This window comes from Bacteroides sp. UBA939 (assembly GCF_002293435.1).
Lineage (GTDB): Bacteria > Bacteroidota > Bacteroidia > Bacteroidales > Bacteroidaceae > Bacteroides.
Map to the genome: position 1 here is coordinate 12904 of NZ_DBDF01000092.1, position 20219 is coordinate 33122.

Genomic DNA, 20219 nt, shown 5'->3' on the forward strand with positions numbered 1-20219 from the left:
GCGTGAGGGTAGAGTGAGGGTAGAAGTTACTCTCACTCTGTATATCGCCCACATTGACATAGTCATACTGTCCACACCAGATCAGTTCCACTGTTGGTTTCACAGTGAGAAACTCTTTGTTTCTACATGCAGAAACAAAGAGTTTCATCATATTGAAACAAAATGTATTGCTTATAGGAACAAAACGTTTCATCGTATTGAAACTCTTTGTTCCGGCACGTTGAAATAAAACGTTTCCTACCTTGGAACTGCTTGTTTCCACTATTTGGAACCAAATATCCCCATTAAGGAATACTGCCGGGATACTGATCCCGTGGTCACAGTGTATAGGTTTTTTTAGTAGAAAGATACATGTATCCCGGAGAAATGCTTGCATCCCTAAAAACAATAACGTATCTTTGTAGAAATGAATCAATAAACTCTGATTGTCAATAAACGGGTAAAAAATAATATGAAAATATCCTTAATTAGAATAGATAACGAAAACGGGAAAGCTATCCTTACTGTTTGTGGAACAGGCACTTTATTCGCCAAGATGAAGATTGAAGCAAAATCGGGATACGTCACCGCTTTGCGGGAACTCATACCGATGCTAAAGGGTACAGATAGCCGATACGAACATATAGACAAACTGCCGTATATCTATTCCGCAGTGGAATATATCCGCACCAGAGAAGGTGAACGGAAGTTGAAACAATATAACGGACTGGTACAGTTGGAGGTGAATAATCTGGCAGGTTTGTCCGAAGTGGAATATGTGAAGCAGCAGGCAGCGCTTCTGCCCCAGACTTTTGCCGCTTTCTGCGGTTCCAGCGGTCGTAGTGTAAAGATTTGGGTACGTTTTGCCCTGCCTGACGACGAAGGACTGCCTGCAACAGAGGCGCAAGCAGAACTCTTTCATGCCCATGCCTACTGGCTGGCGGTGAAGTGCTATCAACCGATACTTCCTTTCGACATCGACCTGAAAGAAGTATCGCTGACACAAAGATGCCGCATGACGCTGGATCAGTTCCCGTATTACAACCCCAGCGCAGTACCCTTCTGCCTGGAACAACCGCTTACCATGCCCGGCGAGGAAACCTTCCGGCAACGGAAACAGGGAGAGAAAAACCCTTTATTGCGGTTGGAACCGGGATACGAGTCGTCAAAAACCCTTGCGAAGATTTATGAAGCAGCCCTGAACCGTGCGTTCCGGGAGATGGAAGGCTGGAAGCGTGGAAACGACCTGCGCCCCCTGCTCGTACACCTTGCCGAGCATTGCTTCAAGGCGGGCATCCCCGAAGAAGAAGCCGTGAGGCAGACGCTTATCCATTATTATCGTCAGGAAGATGAACAAATCATACGTTCAACATTTCGTAATCTTTATCTGGAATGTAAAGGATTTGGCAAGAAAAGCAGCATCGGCAGGGAACAGGGAACAGCTTTTCTGTTGGAGGAATTCATGAACCGTCGTTATGAATTTCGTTACAACACCGTGCTGGATGATTTGGAATATCGTCAGCGCGACTCCCTTCATTTTTATTTCAAGCCCATGGACAAGCGTGTGCGCAACAGTATTTCCATCTGCGCCCTGAAAGAAGGCATTGCCGCATGGGATCGCGATGTTGACCGTTTTCTGCATTCTGAATATGTCCCCCTGTATAATCCCGTTGAAGAATACCTTTGTGATGTAGGCCGCTGGGATGGGAAAGACCGCATTCGCGCATTGGCAAATCTGGTTACCTGTACCAATCCGCATTGGCAGGAATTGTTTTACCGCTGGTTTCTCAGTATGGTGGCGCATTGGCGCGGTGTGGATCGTCAGCATGGCAACAGCACTTCTCCTTTGCTTGTCGGTTCGCAAGGTTACCGCAAGTCGACGTTCTGCCGCATGATTCTGCCGCCTGAATTGCGTTTCGGCTATACGGACAGCATCAATTTTACCAGTAAACAGGAGGCTGAACGCTATCTGGGGCGTTTCTTCCTGATCAATATTGATGAATTCGACCAGATTAATGTCAATCAGCAGGGCTTCCTGAAGCACTTGTTGCAAAAGCCTGTCGCCAACTTGCGCAAGCCTTATGGCAACACAATCCGGGAGATGCGGCGTTATGCTTCCTTTATCGGTACCAGTAATCAGAAAGATTTACTGACCGACCCCAGTGGCAGCCGCCGTTTTATCTGTATTGAGGTGACGGCTCCCATCAATACCAGCGTCGCTATTAACTATAAACAGCTTTATGCCCAAGCTATGGATGCTATCTATGGCGGAGAACGTTACTGGCTGAATGATGAAGACGAGAAAATTCTGAAACAGACGAACCGTGAATTCGAGCAGGAAAGCCCGCTGGAACAATTGTTTCATTGCTATCTTCGTGCTGCGGAGGAAGGGGAATCCGGAGAATGGATGACGTGTATGCAAGTATTGAATTATTTGCAGACGAAGACGCGCGACAGGTTGGCTATCACGAAAGTGGCTCGATTCGGTCGTACGCTTCAGAAGCTGAATATTCCTTGCCGGAAGTCTAATAGGGGGACGGTGTATTGTTTGGTGAAGGTGGAGTGAGAGGATAAGATTAATTTGTATAACTCATTAACGGATATGCCGGATTTTAAAATGGAATAGATGTCGTAATAGTCACGAAAGTTACTTCATGCAAACATTTTATTAAAATGACGAGTAGCCATAGGCTTTATATAAGTGTCCGGTTTCTTTGCTTTGAAGTAGTACCATGCAAAGAAACGGTTCAGCGTGTAGAGATATTCTTCTTGTGGAACAAGGTAATCCAACCAGACTTGCTTTATCTTCTTAAAAGGATATATCTGAAAGAGTTGATTATTTTCTTGCAAATCGAGATGTAGTAAGGTTTTCTCAATCAGTATATCGTCCGGAATATTCTTGATTGAGCTTTCATTGTACGACCAGAAGCAATGTTCCTTTATTTATATCCTGTTTGATATTGCCTTGTGCTTTGTAGTTTCTTTCCGGGAACGTCGTGCAGTTTGGGACGGCTTGGATGTATATTATAGGTATTCATCCAATTTTCAAGGATATCACGTAGTTTTTGCAATTCCTGGTTATATGCATTTTCCATTGCAAGGTTTCTCATTTCCCCTCTGTCATTCTGCATGTCAAACAGTTGTTCGCGGTATCTTCCTTTATCGTAGAGCACGTATTTATAACGTTCACTGCGTACTACCCATCCTCTTGTCCTACTACCGTCAAACCGTGTTTCGGTGATGATGTATTCCTGATGCAAAGCCTTTGGATTTCCTTCTTCCACAACTTTTCGGAAAGACTTCCCGGCTGTCCCCTCCGGCAGCTTGACACCCGCCCAGTCGCATACGGAAGCAAAGAAGTCTACGCCATTACTGACGAGTTGAGGTAATACTTTGCCTGCATTTTTCTTACCGGGCAATGTCACGATGAAAGGAATGTTGATAACTTCCTCATACAAAGCTGATTTCTGGTTCCAATGGTGAGCGCCCACGCCATCTCCGTGGTCGCTGGAAAAGATTACCACTGTGTTTTCCCAAAGATTGTTCCTGTCAATGGCATCAATAATCTTTCCGATTTCCTTATCCACTTTTTCTACCAGGCGATAATAGGTATAGCGGTACATACGCCAGTCTTCGGGAGTAAAACCGGCGGTTGGGTACACATTATAGTTGTTTGCTCTTTCGCTTTCAATGACATCGGCATCATAAGGGTTTTTGGCGAAATTGGCGGGTAATCCCGGACAATTGCGTATATCGGGTGTTTCGATGTTTCCATAAGGAAGGTTCTGTGCTCGTGCATATTCGCAGATATTGTGCGGGTTATCAAAGGAAGCTACCAGGAAAAAAGGTTTTTTATGTTTGCGCGATAGATATTCGCTACATGCTTCCGCCAATCCGTCGTCGCTGTGTTTGTATATATTGTCGAAGCCGTATTCTTTGTCGGGGACATCAAGCAGAGGAAGGTGCCATTTGCCGCCGTAAGCACAGTCATATCCGGCATTCTTTACCAAGGCGCCCAATGTTTGCGTCTTGAGAGGGTCGGGCATCGGTGAACCGTTGACGGACAATCCTACCGCATCCGGATAGTGGCCCGTAAACATGGCAGCACGTGAAGGACCACTAAGCGGAGCGGTGCAATAAGCATTATTGAACATTATGCCGGAAGCTGCCAATCGGTCGAGATTGGGAGTATATAAGTCCGGATTTCCGGTGCAACTCATGGCGTTGGCTGTTTGTTGGTCGGTGAAAATATAGATGATGTTAGGGCAGTCGGTAGCATAGGCCATAGAGGAGCACAGCATAGAAAAACATGCCAGATGTCTTATTGGATTTTGTTTTACCATATTATTGGGTTTTTAGTTTTTAGTAGTAAGTAGTTAGTAGACAGTAGTAAGTAGTAAGTAGTTGGTAGTAAGTAGTAAGTAGTAAGTAGACAGTAGGAATTAAGAATGAAAATAACTTGTATCTCGTCTACTCATAACTTATAACTCAAGAGTTGAATCTATATTTCAAGTTCCGGCAAGGAATCAACTAATTTTTCTCCTATTTTCTTCCCGTCTATCCAATCAACAATAGTTGTGGCACCCTTGTTCGAATCGTAGTTGAAATCCAGCAAAGCGCCGTTCAGCTTATTCTCTATATATAAGAATGCTTTACCTTCACCATCCAGATTACATTCGATATCCCATCCGTCTACTGTAATGCGATTTCCTTCACGCTTTATCACGGCATCAGTACGGTTGTTTCCATGTACATCAATCACATTGAGAAAAAACGCCTTGTAGCATGGGGTTGTTGTTGCCGTGAAATGATAATGATTGGGGAGAGCCTTGCCAAGCCGTTTTTTCCAATCGACAGCAGCTACAAAGAAGCTATCCGTTTGTACATAAGTCATCTTCTGTGAAGAGAACAAATGGGCTACAGATACTCCGTTTGCCTTGTTTTTACCCAAAATGCGCAACCCGCCTTTTTCTTCAACAACCTCCATGGGTAGTTCCACCGTATGCAGCAAATAATTCCACTCCACCGGTTCTTTGCCAACCAGTTCATCGTAAACGACAAACAAGCCCGAACGTCCGAGTTGAACAATATGTCTTCGGAAGAAATCCAGTTTATTCTCATCCCAACCTTTTTCCGGCGTAAACTGTGTGCCGGACAAGCGTCCGCGTTCCAGCCACAACGGGGAAACCTCTTCTCCGTAAGCATTGGAAGCATCGCCTGCAACGTAGGAGATTTCTTTGCCTTCATAGTAGCGGGGAATCCATCCGTAGCCTTCCGTTCCTATCTTTTGTCCCATACCGTTTATTAATATGGAGTTATGGGCGCGCGTGTTCCGGTAAGCATACATACAATGGTCATCGGTAAATCCGGTACGATGTCCGCTGCTATAGAAAATCGCTTTACCGCCAAAGAAGGTATTGAAAGCATTCTGATTTGCCAAAGCATGGGAAGTGGAGCCATAAGGACTGCTTCGGAAGGAAAGCATGGCATTATTGGCGTAATGTCCTATGTCGGTGTTCATCAGAGCGGTGCCCGTTTGGTTGAAAACTTTGGACTGAGGTAGTTCCGACAACGAGATACTATATGCAGGTCTTTCTTTGAGGGTTGTACAACGGTACCAAGTTAAATCTGACGGCTTGGTTTCAAAAGCTTTCGACAAAATATTGGGATCTTCCCGCATAATTTCGTGTACATAAGCTGCTGCCCACGGATTGTTGCATTCGCGTGCTATGGCATCAGCATATCCTATACGTCCACCGTTCGGGCTATGCTGTCCCTCATGCGAATTGCCGTGACCACCGGATTTGGAGAAGGGAGGTTGCTGATAAATGACATACAAAGCATTATTGTTATACCACGGATCGGCAAAGAAGTTGAAGCCGGATATACGCGAGAAAAAGACCGGCATCTCTATCAGAGTACGTATGTTTACATGGAAATACGCATCGCCGTTGTGCCAGGCGCCATCCTTATTCAGTCCCGGAAGCCGGGAAATCCATTCATTATAGCAATAATCAGCCCACACGGATGCTTCCGGTATTTCACCAATTGTAGCAAAGGCGGCCATCGTCAGAATGCGGAAAGTCATCTGCCACACGTGGTTGTCCGCAATACGGTTCTCCAGATGATTGACGTATTCATTATAGAATTTATTCCCGAGATGGCGGATGTTATCCAGTAGCAGTTGCTTTTCTTCCGGAGACAGCAAGTTGTAGAATCCGTCGTACGCGGATGTACTCATAGACAATAAAGTGGATAAATTAAAGTCGCCGGCAAAGTATTTGCTTTCTTTCCAGGAAAGGATTTTACTCAGCCGGTTGATACCTTCCCGGTAATACTTTTCATCTTTTGTCAGCAAATAGGCGCGTACCAATGCTTCTACATTGGCCTCTTCTCTATCCACAATCTTACGGCTCTCGCGGATAAGGGCTGACTCACGCTGCACAACGTTGGTCAATGTAACCACATTCGTCGTATCTATTTCCTCTTGGAGATGTTTCAACGGATGGGAAATGCACCGGACAGCCTTGTCCATATAGGCTTGGGCTTCCGGGTTATTCTTATTCCTCGCTATTATCTCCTCCCAGTTATCCGCATCCAGTAACACACGCGGATGGTGGGATGGATAACCTGCCAAAACCTTGTCCAAAGCCGGAGGATTAAACTCCGGTGTATCTTTATCTATAAGGAATTGGTAAACCGGCGACCATTCCTCTACGCCTTCGGGTGTGACATAGGCGTGCTGCCAATACCATTTTCCTTGTGCCAGGCATTGGAAGGGATTGAAGAAAGCCCAGGCACGTTCTCCGGTCAGGACTTCCTTTTGGAAATTCTTGTCTTGGGAGATACGAATCCGGTAAAGCACTTTTGGCTTTTTATCCACTTGTCCCGCAACTCCATCCAGTACCGCACCTAAATGCGGAAATTTGTCCGGCCACATAAAACGCGGCGGATTTACTTTGACATATGCGCCATCGGCAGGAGAGGGCGTTGCACGAACTTCGTGCATCAATGTTTCTTCCGAAACTTCTATTATGGCAGATTGCTCGGAACTGCCGCATGCCATCAACAGGCAGAAAGCAGGTAGCCCTAATAATATCTTTTTCATTCGTTTACAAAATTAATGATGCCGCCCCAATAAGTCCGGCTTTATTACCCAATTCAGCAACCATAATCTCTGTATTCAAGGCACAATCGGCTATTACCTGCTCTCTGACCACCGTCCTTATCTTTTCTATATAGAAAGTTCCGGACTCTGCAACGCCTCCTCCTATAACGATTCGTTGGGGGCTGAAGATATTGATAAATCCGGCTATTCCTCTTCCTAAATAGTAGAAGTGCTCGTTCATGGACCTAATGGCGGGCGGGAACCCCTCGTGATACAGACGGACAATCAATTCCCCGTTTATTTCCGTATCATAATATAGATTCCACTCCTTTGCCAACACATTGAAACGCCTGACTAAGGCAGAAGTCGAAGCATAATGTTCCAGACAACCGGTTGCTCCGCACGCACAACGTTCACCGTTGGCAATCAGCGGTACGTGTCCCAACTCTGTTCCCCGGTTGGCATAGCCGTTAAACAATTTGCCATCAATGATAACGGCTCCGCCAATACCGGTTCCCACAGTCAAAAACACCATATAAGCACAACCTTTTCCTGCGCCATATTTTGTTTCTCCCAACCCCATCAGGTTGGCATCATTTCCAATAATCACCGGAAGATTCATTCGTTTTTCCAAAGGAGAAGCCACATCTATGTTTTCCCAACCGGCAATATTTTCCGCACCTCCCAGTACGATACGGTTCGTTTCGTCCACAATCCCCGGTGTACCAAGTCCGATACCCCGTACAGTCCAGTTCTGCTTTTCGGCCTCATCCTTTAACAAGGTGGCGGCTTTTATCAGTTGTTCTATCACTTTGGTAGCCGAAACTGAAGCAAAAGAAGGTAGCTTTCCCTCAAAGAAGGAGTTCCCCGCCTTATCTACCAAAGCATATTTTATAGATGTACCACCTAAATCAATGCCAATTGCATATTCCATAGTTTATGGTATTAAATTAAGAAAACACTATGTTCTTTCTACCCATATAGGAGAACTCCATGCCCATTGCTGGTCACGTTGGCGAACTCTGATATAGTAATAATCCGTATCCCTTTCGGGCTTGGTATCTTCCATATAATGTTCGATCTTAAAGCAACTTTCCGGCATTGCACGGTTGAACAGAATTGCTTCACTGAGCCACCCTATCATGAAATGCGAACGGGATCCTTCCAGAAGTTCGCCCAGCGAATGTTCAAACTTCTTGCCGTTGAATTCAGCCGTAATCATACCGTCTTTAGGCATAGTTACATCCAGAATGACAGCTTGCGTGGCGGGAGTCGTCGTATTCGGATTTTTGGAACTGTATATGTCCAACTCCGTATCCTTGTCCGTAACGGATACAATATGGTTGACCTTTGTCTCAAATTCAGGTTCACCCGGTTGCGGAGAAGTGAAAGCTGCTCCACGGAAACAAGGTTCCACAGCATTGATAGTCCCTTTATTGACCGATAGTTTACCTTGCCAATGCACATACCGCTCTTCACGATTCCATCCGAATTCTACCTTTACCTTACAACGCACCATATCTCCTTCCGGCATTTCGGGCAACAACGGGCCACTCAGACGGGCAATACATTTTCTGTTTTTGACGATGTCTATATAGTCAATACAACTGCCGCCTTCCACATTCAAATAAATGCGCCGGCTGTTTCCCCGTACTACGTCACCCGGAAAAGCATCGTTCAACCGGAAATCTATATTGATTTTATCACCCGTAGCGCAGCAAACGTGACGATTCCTCATGGCATCCCAAATTTTATCGCGGGTCAATGACTTAGCCAGGATACCTATACGCCCATCACCGTAACTGCCCGGATATCCGGCATGTTGGTCGGTCGAACCCATAATACCGAATTTTTTGCCTTGTTCCAATCCATATTGAATTGTACCTTCCCACTGACGGGGGCCCATATCATGCAGGTAATTGTAATCGCCCTGGTCGGTTTCCGCCAATCCATGACGGGAATACATTTCTACAAACGGAGTCTGGTCGCCTTCCGTAAAGAAGTTCCAGTTGTATCCGCGGTAGCCTGTCTGATAGCCCATGTGGTGCGGAGTAATAAATACTTTATGTCCGCGGGCTTTCTGTTTCCAGTCTTCAATGGAAGTACATTCCACCAACGGTGCATCCAAATCGTAGTTCAGGGCTACATGGTCACCATGTTTCATGCTATGCGCTTCATAACCTATAAAAGTCAGAAATTCTCCCTCCTTATTATATTCATTGGTCATGGCTACATATTTTTCATAACCTCCCTCGCGCAAACGCTTGAAGGCGCCGGTATGGTAATCAATCACCCATTTCAGACGAGGATCATCTGCTCCGGGAATATCAGGCCACATGGCGTGTGGAGTTACAGACACAAAATCCAATTGTCCTTTGGCTGCCTCGAATGCGGAACGCATGTCGCCATGCCCATAAGTCAGGTTACAATGGTTGTGTAAATCTCCCCAGAAATATTTCAGATTACTGGCAGAGGGCATTATTCTCTTTCCTGAGGTAGTTCCTTGCTGACATGCAGACAATAAACTTCCGGAAGCCGCCAATCCGATAAAGGACCAACCTGTATGTTTTAAAAAGCTTCTTCTATCCATAGGTATTTATTTAGATTATCTATTCTTCATCAACCTTCTGTCTCCCTTGAACAATTTGTTTACTTTTTCATCCGGGTCATCATCCTTATACTGCTTCTGGGTTTCTTTCAGCAGTGACATAAGTTCTGCCCGTTTGTCGGCATACCCCGGTTTGTTAAACACATTGTTCAATTCATCCGGGTCATTCTTTAAATCGTACATTTCCCATTCATCTACATCATTGTAGAAGTGCATCAGTTTATAGCCAACTGTACGAATGCCATAATGCCTTTTGACCGAATGTTCCGCCGGATACTCATAATAATGGTAATAGGCGGCTTTCCTCCAGTTTGCCGGGGTCTTTCCCTCATTATTCAGAACAGGTCTTAGGGATTGTCCCTGAATATCTGCCGGTATAGTCACACCGGCAAAATCCAGCAAAGTAGGAGCAAAATCTACGTTCATGGCAATGGCACTCGATACAGTTCCAGCCTTAATTGTTTTCGGATAACGAATGAGCAGAGGCATGCGCTGGCTTTCCTCGTACATGAAACGCTTGTCAAACCAGCCATGCTCGCCCAGAAAGAAACCTTGATCCGAAGTATATATAATGATTGTGTTGTCTAATTCACCGGTTTTTTCCAAATAGCTAAGCAACCGGCCTATATTTTCATCCACGGCAACAATTGTTGCCAAATAATCGCGCATGTATTGTTGGTATTTCCAACTAATCAGTTTTTTACCCTCCAGCTTACCGCTACGATATTCGGAAATACGCTGGCCATATACTGAATCCCACTTGTTTCGTGCATCAGCCGGCATACGCTTGTAGACCTGATAGAGGCGATTCGTCGTATCCTTCAGCATTTCTTCACGAGTCAGTAGTTTCAAATCCCAATCATTGGTCAATGTATGTTCAATGGACATATCCTGTTCCCTGGCAGCGGAGCCTCTACCTTCGTATGTATCGAAAAGTGTGGCAGGTTCAGGGAAAACGGTATTATTGAACATCCCCAAATGACGGGGGGCAGACATCCAATTACGATGCGGGGCTTTCTGATGATACATCACGCAGAAAGGTCTACTTTTATCTCTGTGTTCCAGATATTCAATGGTTTTATCTGTGATAATGTCAGTAACGTATCCTTTTTCTACAATTTGTTTTCCATTTTCATTGAAATCCGGATTATAATAATCTCCTTGTTCGTGTTGTCCCGTCAATATGCACCAATAGTCAAATCCCTGAGGTTCGGTGATCAAATGCCATTTGCCGATAATCGAAGTTTGGTAACCGGCAGCCTGCAACAATTCTGGGAAAGTCTGTTGACTACCGTCGAAAGTGCTGGCATTGTCAGTGAATCCATTGATATGACTGAATTTGCCCGTCAATATACAAGCTCTTGACGGACCGGATAACGAATTAACCGCATAACAATTGTCCATACGAATTCCTTCACTGGCAATCCTGTCCATGTTAGGAGTCTGCAAAAGACGCCCGCCGTAACATGATATTGCTTGCGTAGTATGGTCGTCTGTCATCATAAAGATAATGTTCGGACGTTTCTCTTCCTCTTTGGCAGAACTACATGCGGATACTCCGATGGCAGCAAGAGGCAGGAATAAATATGATAAGCGGTTCATAATGAAAGTCTTCTTATAGTTTATACTTCAATTGACGTTTTTTCCCATCAACAGATATTTCTATTTTCACCCCATTCTCATCAAATGCCTTATTCAGGAATTTAGCCTTGAATGAAGGGAAAGAAGCAACATTCTTCGATGGATAAATAATGGTTATGTAGCGTACAGCTTCCGAATCCTTTTTATCCACATCAAAAGAAACCGAGGTGCGGGGTACGCGTACGCGATAGGCAGTCGAACGCCAACCCTCTTTTTCTCTCATTGAAACTTCCTTTTCTGCAAAACATTGCAGCTTCATGTTACTTGCTCCGTCATAAGCAGTGGTCAGGATATTATTCTTTCCATCTGTATTTACGGTGCCTTCACACAAATGATAGTTGAGATTCACTGTTCCTTTGGCATTTCCAATAGCCTCATCGACAATTACAAAATAAGTTTGGTCTACAAAGAAGACAGAACGTCTGTGCTTCAAACCCTCATAGTGCGGGTTCTCTGTCACCAGGATTTGCTCATTGCCTTCAGGTTCCCAAAGTTTGGTAACGGATTGTGTGGTTTGCAGGTTTTCCTCATTCAATGTCAATGTATTATGAGAGCTTGTCCGGCGAAACCAGTTGCGGAGCTTCATCACTTCATCATCACCGGCATAGACGTAGGAACCGCTATCCGGAAAGAGATTCCTGCCATTGAACCAAAGCTCAAAAGTTCCATTATCCGGTTGACAATGCCATTCACCTTTAGGGCCGGCTTTTATCACCATTACGGTAGCACCCTGTTTCCATCCGTTTCTGAATGTAAAGAAGCCGGAAGTCAAAGCTCCATGAGAAAGGTTTGGCAAAGGAGTACCTTTACGGCCTTCTGTGGCATAATAACGAATCCAGTTACAATCCGGAAACAGTTTCAGCCACTCCTGATAATTGCGGATTTCCGCCGGACGGCTTCCCAGTTTGGCATCACTGAAACAAGGGTTACTGTAATCAGGGAAACAGATATTGGTATAAAACTCAATCATGCTTTTAATCGTATTCGCATATTCGGCCGGAAATTCCTGACGGAAACCATTGACATCTGCCATACGCAAGGCCTTGCAAAAGATATTGATCGCTGCCAGATGATAATGCGGGTCCAGCTCATAGTGACCGCCGTCCGGATAAACCTGCTTTTTAATTTCACGGTTCAAAATGCCTATTCCACTTTTTCTCCATTCGGCTGCTCCCTTAAATTCAGGGAAGAATGTACCTGCATATATCATACGTTGCGCTTCGAATAACAAGTGATTACCCTGATCTGAATAATTGTTCAGAATGTGCAGTGCATGCCGGTGATAATTAACCAGGAATTCAGTCAGGAATTCAGGAGTGAAAGCCTGTGAAGGAACAAACAACAGAAATTGCTGCGTTTGATCCTGCAAACGGTTGCTTACCTCCAGAGGACGCCATGCAAAGCGTACGTTTTCGGCATTCCCTTTTACTTCGCCCGCGCTGACAAGTTCATATTCTTCTTTGTCTACCGTTGTCAGAGGATTCTTGTTAATCCAATCCATATATTGATATGCCCATTCTTTGGCATATCTTTCATCTCCCGATATTCTATATGCTTTCCCCATCGGAGTGAACCATTTATGGCGATGCAACTGCCAGCGCAATTCGTTGTCCTGTACAGGCCAATATTGCCAGTTGATGTCTTTACCATAATTATAGGAAGGTTGATACCCCTTGTGTACAAAGAATGTATGTTCCAGAGCGTCATCCGCCCATTGTTGCTCTTCCTCTGAAATTTTGATATTCATCACATCCATATCAGGATGCCCTATACCGGTGCGTTGGCGATAATAGTCCAGTAAATCCTGAGCCGCCTCATTCCATTGTTGTTGGGCACACGCAGTCTTCACCTTTTCCAAGCCCGGATAATCCAGATTCAGCAAATCAAAAGCTTCTTTCCGTAGTTGCTGCGCTTCCACGCAAATGGCAGCCAGCAGGAACGTAATACTTAAAAGATACTTTACTATATTCATGACACACTAATTTTGGTTATAGCGATTTATAATCAAGTCCTTTTACCTGCATATACCGGCTCAATGCTTCCAGATAGTAATAATCGGCATAATTGATAGGAGTATCAATCTCAGAGCCATTGGGCAATGAACCTGTAGAGTGCATCAGGATAAATCCCTGGTTAGTGCCAACCTTTGCCAGATAAGCATCGGAAGAAAGCGACTTAAGCAATTTCTCGGCATAATCAAAATACATTTGTCCATCCTTTGCCCAAGTACTGAGTTCTATCAAAGCAGAAGCTGTAATAGCGGCGGCAGATGCATCACGGGGTGTTTCCGCTGTATCGGGTGCATCATAATCCCACAAAGGAATCGCGTCACCGGTCTTTACACGCGCCATGATCAATGCTGCAATATTTTCGGCTTGCTGCAAGAAAACCACATTTCTTGATTCACGATAACAAGAAGTATATCCGTATATTCCCCAAGCTTGTCCGCGCGCCCATGACGATTCGTTATTTTTCCCCTGATGCGTACATTTTGATTCTACACTGCCATCGTTATTGTAACTAACCACATGATAGGATGAATGGTCTTCTCTGAAATGATTCCTCAACGTTGTTTCAGCATGTTTCAATGCAATTTCCTTATACTTGGAGTCATTGGTCAGATGACTTACATAAAACAATAGATCCAGGTTCATCATATTATCAATAATCACAGGGAAATTCCACTTTCCGAAATCCCAGGAACGGATGCTATTTATGTTCGGATTAAAACGATTACACAAGTTATCTGCTGTCTGTACCAATATCTGACGAATGCTGTCGGCAGGCGCCAAACGATAGGCGTTGCCATAACTGCAATTCATCATAAACCCGACATCGTGTGTACCTTTATAGTCTCTTACCGGATACAGGTAGTTCGTAAATTTCACAGCATCGTTCTTCAAATCTTCAATGCCGGTCAATTGGTACGCATACCACAAGCTACCGGGGAAAAAACCACTTGTCCAATCGTAGACGGAAGTGCAATACCGGCGGGTTCCCAAGGCATCTTTCACCGGCTTAATCCGTAAAGAGTCTTTGAAGGTTGCGGGATTTCTTTGTAATTGTCTGCAAAGAAAATCCATATCATATCCTGTCCAGATAGAGCGAGGCAACAAGACCGAATCGCCTACATCAGTCACTGTCTCTTCCAATTGCCGCACGGAAGTATCTATCGCATTTTTCAACCAGCCATAATCTTCATTAGGCTGACTGGGAGAACAACCGGATAGCCCCAGTAACATAGTAACCATGCAACAAAGTAATAAAATCTTCTTCATAAATACTTTTTATAAGTAATGTAAATCAGTAGTTAAAGGAGTTATCGCTCTGCTTAGGAGTTATCAGCCCCAAACGGGTTTAGTAGTTAAAGCCGATACTCTGTTTATACGTTAACTCTTCATATCAGTAGTAAGTCTATCTGCTTTAACTCCTTCAACTACTGAGCGAAGCGATAACTCCTTAACCCCTGATTGGCATAAGTAAAGAACAATATCAATTTTAGTAGCTGTTTTGAATTTACTCCTAATTAATTTTATCAGTTTCTTTTCTTAAAAGAAAACCGAATAAATTCTAAACAGCTTCTTACACTTCCCGGATTTATTCGTAGCCCGGATTATTTTGGTTATTCAAAGCTGAGTTAGACTGTATTTCTCCCAACGGTATTGGGAAAAGTTCATGTTTACCTTTGATAAACTTCTCACCGGCTATATATTTGCCTTTGAGTGACTGGTGCATATTGTCCTGGAAGAATTTCAATGCATCGCCCAGAATACCCCAACGCAGCAAGTCGTATTTACGCTGACCTTCAAAAGCCAGTTCGAACCCGCGTTCCCAATAAAGGGCTGTACGGAATTTGCCGGCAGCGTCTCCGTCCTGAATATATGGAAGATTATAAACCTGCGGGGCTTTCATCAGGCTGCTGTAGTTGGCGTCCGTAATGGGAGTTGCTTCCGCGCGTGCACGTACCTGATTCAACAATTTCCAGGCTTCGGATGTATTTCCGGTTTCGTTATATGCTTCGGCAACCATCAACAGGACGTCGGCATAGCGTAGCGGACAATAGTTTACACCGGTATTGTTAGGGTCGATAAAGCCAAGGGGCATCCATTCTCTGCGCCATTTGCCGGGATACCAATCAGTAACATTTTTATTGGGCGTAAGTTTGTGTTCGTTATTAGTCCATTTATACTGATAAGTACATACCATTATTTCTTTGCGAACGTCTTGTTGCTCAAAGAAATCGTTCCAAGCAGGCATTACACGGAAGAAAGCGTTCGCACGCCCCATAACGGCAGTATTTGTTCCGGATGGCGCGGTTACTAACGGACCGTTGTAAGTGCCCCACATGCCGGCATTGTCGGTGCGAGAATCTCCAATAGGATTGAATGCGATTTCCCACAGGCTTTCTTTAGAATTCAATATTCCGGCGGAATATCCGACGAACAATTGTTTGTAACCACCATAATAGAAACCATGATAACCTTTTGCCTGGAAAGCGTTCCATTCGGAAATTACAGCATTAAAGTATTCTTTTCTTTTGGCATCGTCCGGACGGGTGAGAGTACCGTTCTGTTGTAAGCTATAGCCTGCCCGTTGCAGATAAACGCGCATCAACAATGCATGGGCTGCTCCCTGACTCGGTACTTCAGGCGAAAGAGAAGCGCTTGCTTTCTGTAGCTTTTCCTTCGCGAAGTTCAGGTCGTTGATGATTTCATCATAAATCAGTTCGCGACTCACACGAGGTTGAAATACGTCGCTATATCCACCGGAATAGGTTGTTTTGAAAGGAACGTCTCCCCAGTATTTAATAAGGTCGAAGGCCAAGAAAGCGCGAAGAAAGCGAGCTTGTGCAATCAACTCCTGCAAGTACGTATCACTTTCATAGTTAGGCATACTTTCGATACCGGCTATGGCAAAGTTTGCACGGTCTATGCCTTGGTATTTCAAATTCCACACAGAAGCAATCCAGGTATTGGTAGCGGTAACCATGTAGTGAGATATATCGCGGCGGGTATTGTCCGTACCTGTTCCTTGTATATAATACGTATCGTCCGAGCTTGGCATTGCCATTTCAAACTGCCCGTAATGTGTCGCTGTCGATAAACAGTCGTATGCTCCTACCACTGCCATTTGTGCCTTGGTGGGTGAATCAAAATAGGTGTCCTTCTCGTAGGAAGAAGTAGGCATCTCCGTCAACTCGCAAGATGTAAATCCTGCAACCATCAATGCGCCGAGCGCAATCATTTTATATTTTTTCATTGTAATATCTCCTTCTACGTTCATTAGAATGCCAAATTAATACCAAAAACAAACGAGCGGCTTCTTGGATAAGCGCCAAAGTCCACACCCGGTGTCAAACCGTTGCCCTTCGTTGATACTTCAGGATCAAAACCTGTGTATTTTGTCCAAGTCAAGAGGTTGGAACCTGTAGCATACAAACGCAAATTAGTCAAACCAGCTTTCTTAATCATTTTCTGAGGTAAAGTATATCCTAATGTGATGTTGCTCAACTTCAGGAATGAACCATCTTCCACAGCCCAGGAGTGGATATAAGTATCACCTGCCTCATTGTCGTAGATAGCTGCAACTGTTTTGCCCTGATTGATAGCCGCCATTTCTTGCGGATCCGTTATCAAACCGCCTTCGTCGTTTACCAATAGCCAACGATTTTTTGAGTCGGCCACAGCCAGTACATTCTTATTTAGCTGTGCAGTCTTCGTATTTGTCAACTTGGTTGCGTTCAATACATCGTTACCGAAACTGTAGGTCAGGAAGATGCTCAGGTCAAAGTCTTTATAAGTAAATGTATTGTTGATACCACCATAGAACTTCGGATAGGCATTACCGATAACGCTCTTGTCACCTTCTGTGATTTTGCCATCCTCGCTTCCATCTATATTCTTAAACTTCCACATACCGGGTCGTACATTACCCTTGTCGCCCATATAAGGAACTCCATCTTTAAGAGTATAGGTCTTCGTTGCGGTATCATAATTAAAGTCACTTACCTGATACAAACCATCCGTGGTATATCCGTACATCTGTCCTAAAGGCTGGTTCACTTCGATAATATGCGTATTCTGATTATAACCGAAGCTTGCTTCCCACAACTGTACTTCTTCACCGGTCAGCTTCTTTACGGAGTTCTTGTTATGAGAAACCGTAATGGCGGTATTCCATGAGAAATTCTTTTTCAAGACATTAACCGTATTAATAGTCAGGTCAATACCTTTATTTTCTGTTTCTCCGGCATTGATAACCATCGTTGCATAACCGGAAGACCTTGGTATTTTAGCTTCGAGCAACAAGTTGCTGCTACGATTGATATAGAACTCGGGCGATATCGTCAGACGTTGATTAAAGAAACCCAAATCAAGACCGAAGTTGAATGTTTTATTTGCTTCCCATTTCAAGTCAGGATTAGGAATCTGTTTGGGCGCATACCCCGACTGGGTAGAATCTCCATTGGGATAAGTCACCGAGCTTAATATTGCCAGGCTAAGATAACTGCCAATTCGATTGTTTCCTGCCATACCGTAACCCAGGCGAACCTTCAGGTCAGAGAATATATTCAGATTCTTGATGAATTCTTCTTCACCCAAGCGCCATGCGGCTGAGAATGCAGGGAAATATCCCCATTTATTATTCTTTCCGAATTTGGAGGAACCATCGGCACGCACAGATGCGGTAAACAGATACTTGTCCATATACCCATAGTTGGCGCGAGCAAAGAAAGAGAGCAACTTATCATCATAATTCTCGTATGAGTCGGCAACTCCCGGAAGTCCTAAAGAAAGGTCAGCCAAACCAATTTCATCATTCGGGAAGTTAGTGGCAGATGTTCTGAAATTGCGATCCCAACGGTTGATATATTCCTGACCAGCCATTACAACCAAATCATTTTTCTTGTTTTTCCACTTGTAGTTTAAAACGTTTGATGTCTGGAAACTGCCGTTTTCCACATTCTGGATACTACCGTTAATACTGGAACGTTTTGCTGTTATCGATAGCGCTCCATAAAAAACATCATTACGACGTGTCTGATAGCGCATACCGGTAGTATTACGGAAGGATAATCCTTTCATCAATTGGAGAGTGAATCCACCATTGGCCTGGAAAGTACGAAATTCACGGTCTTTGATTTCTTCGGCGGCAGAGAGCAGGGGATTCTGCATTACGTTACCCGTATCATCTACTAATAAGGGGTCTTCATCTCCCAACAGCATATCATCCGTATCGGAAATACCGATTGTAGGACGATATTGCAGGATGTGCTGCATCTTGTTGAAACGGTCGCCATCTTCGGAGGTTCCCATGCCATAAATCTTCATTTGGTCATAGCTGATGCGGGCATTCACACTCAAACGGTCATTTATCTTATGATTCATGTTGAACGAAATATTGTGTTTCTTGTTGCCGCTGAACACCATAGCTCCCTCTTCATCATAATAAGAGTAAGCCAAATTGTAGTTCAATTTATCAGTTCCGCCTGAAACGCCTACACGATAGTTCTGTGTCATTGCCGTACGTCCCAGTGTTTCGTCTTGCCAATTTATACCCTTACGGTTGGCATAGTTCGTAGCAATGTCACTGTATTTGCCATAGATTTTTTCAAAAGCTTTGATGTCTGCTTCCCAATCGGCGTCCGTTACATTATTGAAAACACGACGTTCATAGTCGAGCTTTACAAATTCATAAGGAGAAAGAACATCCAGCTTTCTGGCGATGTTCTTAAAACCGACATAGCTATCGAAAGTAATAACTGCTTTTCCGTTTTTACCACCACTCTTGGTCGTGATAACAACAACACCGTTAGCGCCACGGGCACCATAAATAGCGGTAGCGGAAGCATCCTTCAGAATGTCGATGGTTTCAATTTCTGCAGGGTCGAGAGTTGACATACCGTCTTCGCTGGGAAAACCGTCAATGATATACAACGGTTCGTTACTTTGAGTAATGGATATACCACCACGCACGCGGATGGAAACGGAAGCTCCCGGAGCGCCTTCACTTTGCAAAACCTGCACACCGGCCATACGTCCGGCCAATGCCTGGGTTACATCACTCGTAGGAACTTTGGAAAGCTCCTTACTGCCCACTGAAGCTACCGAACCGGTCAAGTCTTTACGTTTCACTGTGGCGTAGCCAATGGCAACAACTTCATCCAGCATTACGACGTCAGCTTTCAACGTTACATTAATAACACTCTGATTGTTGACTTTCACTTCCTGAGGAATCATGCCCACATAAGAAAAGACTAATACATCTTTCGATGCATCATTTACTTTTAAAGTGTAGTTACCGTCTACGTCGGTAACTGTTCCAACACCGGCAGCACCTTTTATGATGACACTGCTGCCAATCACTTCATATCCTTCACTATCAATCACCTTTCCGGTTATTGTCAGGCTTTGCGCGTATGTTGTCATACTAACGAAAGCGAGGATAAACATTAAAGCCAATTCTTTTAATTTGTACATAATGAATAAATCAAGGTTTAACTTTAGAATTCTCTGAGGCAAACATACGACAAGTGCTGAGAATAGTGCGAGAATATTGTTTTTGTTACTCTCACTTTTAGATTTTTCTACGCCAATATTGTTCACTACACAATGTTTTTGTATAAAAACGGCCTCACAGGTATCTACAAGAAGGGGGAACTCTCAACATTATGGCAGATAGTTCTCGCCCCTTTTTATTCATTACCATTGTATCGTGGTGCAATTCCACCAGCTGACTACCGGCTATGAATTTGTGGCAATATCTAAATGACAATAAATAATCGTCATTGGTGTTCTTTATGATAGCATTATCCCGCTTTTCGTAACGCGCATTGATTTATAAATTCATATTCTGGTGCGCTTGATGAATAAACAAAGAATA

General features: G+C 44.1%; 11 protein-coding genes. 1 reads left to right on the forward strand and 10 read right to left on the reverse strand.

From position 1 onward, the window contains the following. Window positions 1-451 precede the first annotated feature (451 nt). Window positions 452-2545, forward strand: a complete 2094-nt coding sequence (locus B2Z67_RS06420; RefSeq protein WP_291528993.1) for a BT4734/BF3469 family protein — start codon at window positions 452-454, stop codon at window positions 2543-2545. An 86-nt stretch (window positions 2546-2631) separates the two neighbouring features. On the opposite strand, the gene B2Z67_RS06425 is transcribed toward B2Z67_RS06420, so the two are convergent. The 10 genes from B2Z67_RS06425 to B2Z67_RS06470 all read right to left on the reverse strand — a co-directional run bounded on the left by B2Z67_RS06425 (window position 2632) and on the right by B2Z67_RS06470 (window position 19816). Further along, window positions 2632-2922 carry a hypothetical protein gene (locus B2Z67_RS06425; RefSeq protein ID WP_291529002.1) on the reverse strand — a complete coding sequence of 97 codons (291 nt, stop codon included), beginning with the start codon at window positions 2920-2922 and terminating at the stop codon, window positions 2632-2634. Continuing rightward, window positions 2919-4322, reverse strand: a complete 1404-nt coding sequence (locus B2Z67_RS06430; protein WP_291528994.1) for a sulfatase family protein — start codon at window positions 4320-4322, stop codon at window positions 2919-2921. The genes B2Z67_RS06425 and B2Z67_RS06430 overlap by 4 nt, the downstream gene beginning before the upstream one ends. Before the next feature lie 158 nt (window positions 4323-4480). After that, window positions 4481-7087 carry a DUF4962 domain-containing protein gene (locus B2Z67_RS06435; protein ID WP_414630787.1) on the reverse strand — a complete coding sequence of 869 codons (2607 nt, stop codon included), beginning with the start codon at window positions 7085-7087 and terminating at the stop codon, window positions 4481-4483. Between the two features lie 4 nt (window positions 7088-7091). Beyond that, entirely contained in the window at window positions 7092-8021 is a 930-nt protein-coding gene (locus B2Z67_RS06440; protein WP_291528995.1) for an ROK family protein, read from the reverse strand. Between the two features lie 27 nt (window positions 8022-8048). Next, window positions 8049-9677, reverse strand: coding sequence for a Tat pathway signal sequence (locus B2Z67_RS06445; protein ID WP_291528996.1), 1629 nt, complete (start codon window positions 9675-9677; stop codon window positions 8049-8051). 15 nt (window positions 9678-9692) lie between these two features. Next, window positions 9693-11297 carry a sulfatase family protein gene (locus B2Z67_RS06450; protein ID WP_291528997.1) on the reverse strand — a complete coding sequence of 535 codons (1605 nt, stop codon included), beginning with the start codon at window positions 11295-11297 and terminating at the stop codon, window positions 9693-9695. A gap of 13 nt (window positions 11298-11310) precedes the next feature. Further along, on the reverse strand, window positions 11311-13308 hold the full coding sequence (hepC, locus tag B2Z67_RS06455; RefSeq protein WP_291528998.1) for a heparin-sulfate lyase HepC: 1998 nt from the start codon (window positions 13306-13308) through the stop codon (window positions 11311-11313). A 16-nt stretch (window positions 13309-13324) separates the two neighbouring features. Next, window positions 13325-14614 carry a DUF4995 domain-containing protein gene (locus B2Z67_RS06460; RefSeq protein WP_291528999.1) on the reverse strand — a complete coding sequence of 430 codons (1290 nt, stop codon included), beginning with the start codon at window positions 14612-14614 and terminating at the stop codon, window positions 13325-13327. A 319-nt stretch (window positions 14615-14933) separates the two neighbouring features. After that, complete coding sequence (locus tag B2Z67_RS06465; RefSeq protein WP_291529000.1) at window positions 14934-16595, reverse strand: RagB/SusD family nutrient uptake outer membrane protein; 1662 nt, start codon at window positions 16593-16595, stop codon at window positions 14934-14936. 23 nt (window positions 16596-16618) lie between these two features. Then, a complete protein-coding gene (locus B2Z67_RS06470) occupies window positions 16619-19816 on the reverse strand; it encodes a SusC/RagA family TonB-linked outer membrane protein (protein ID WP_291529001.1) in 3198 nt (1065 codons plus the stop codon). Window positions 19817-20219: the final 403 nt, after the last annotated feature.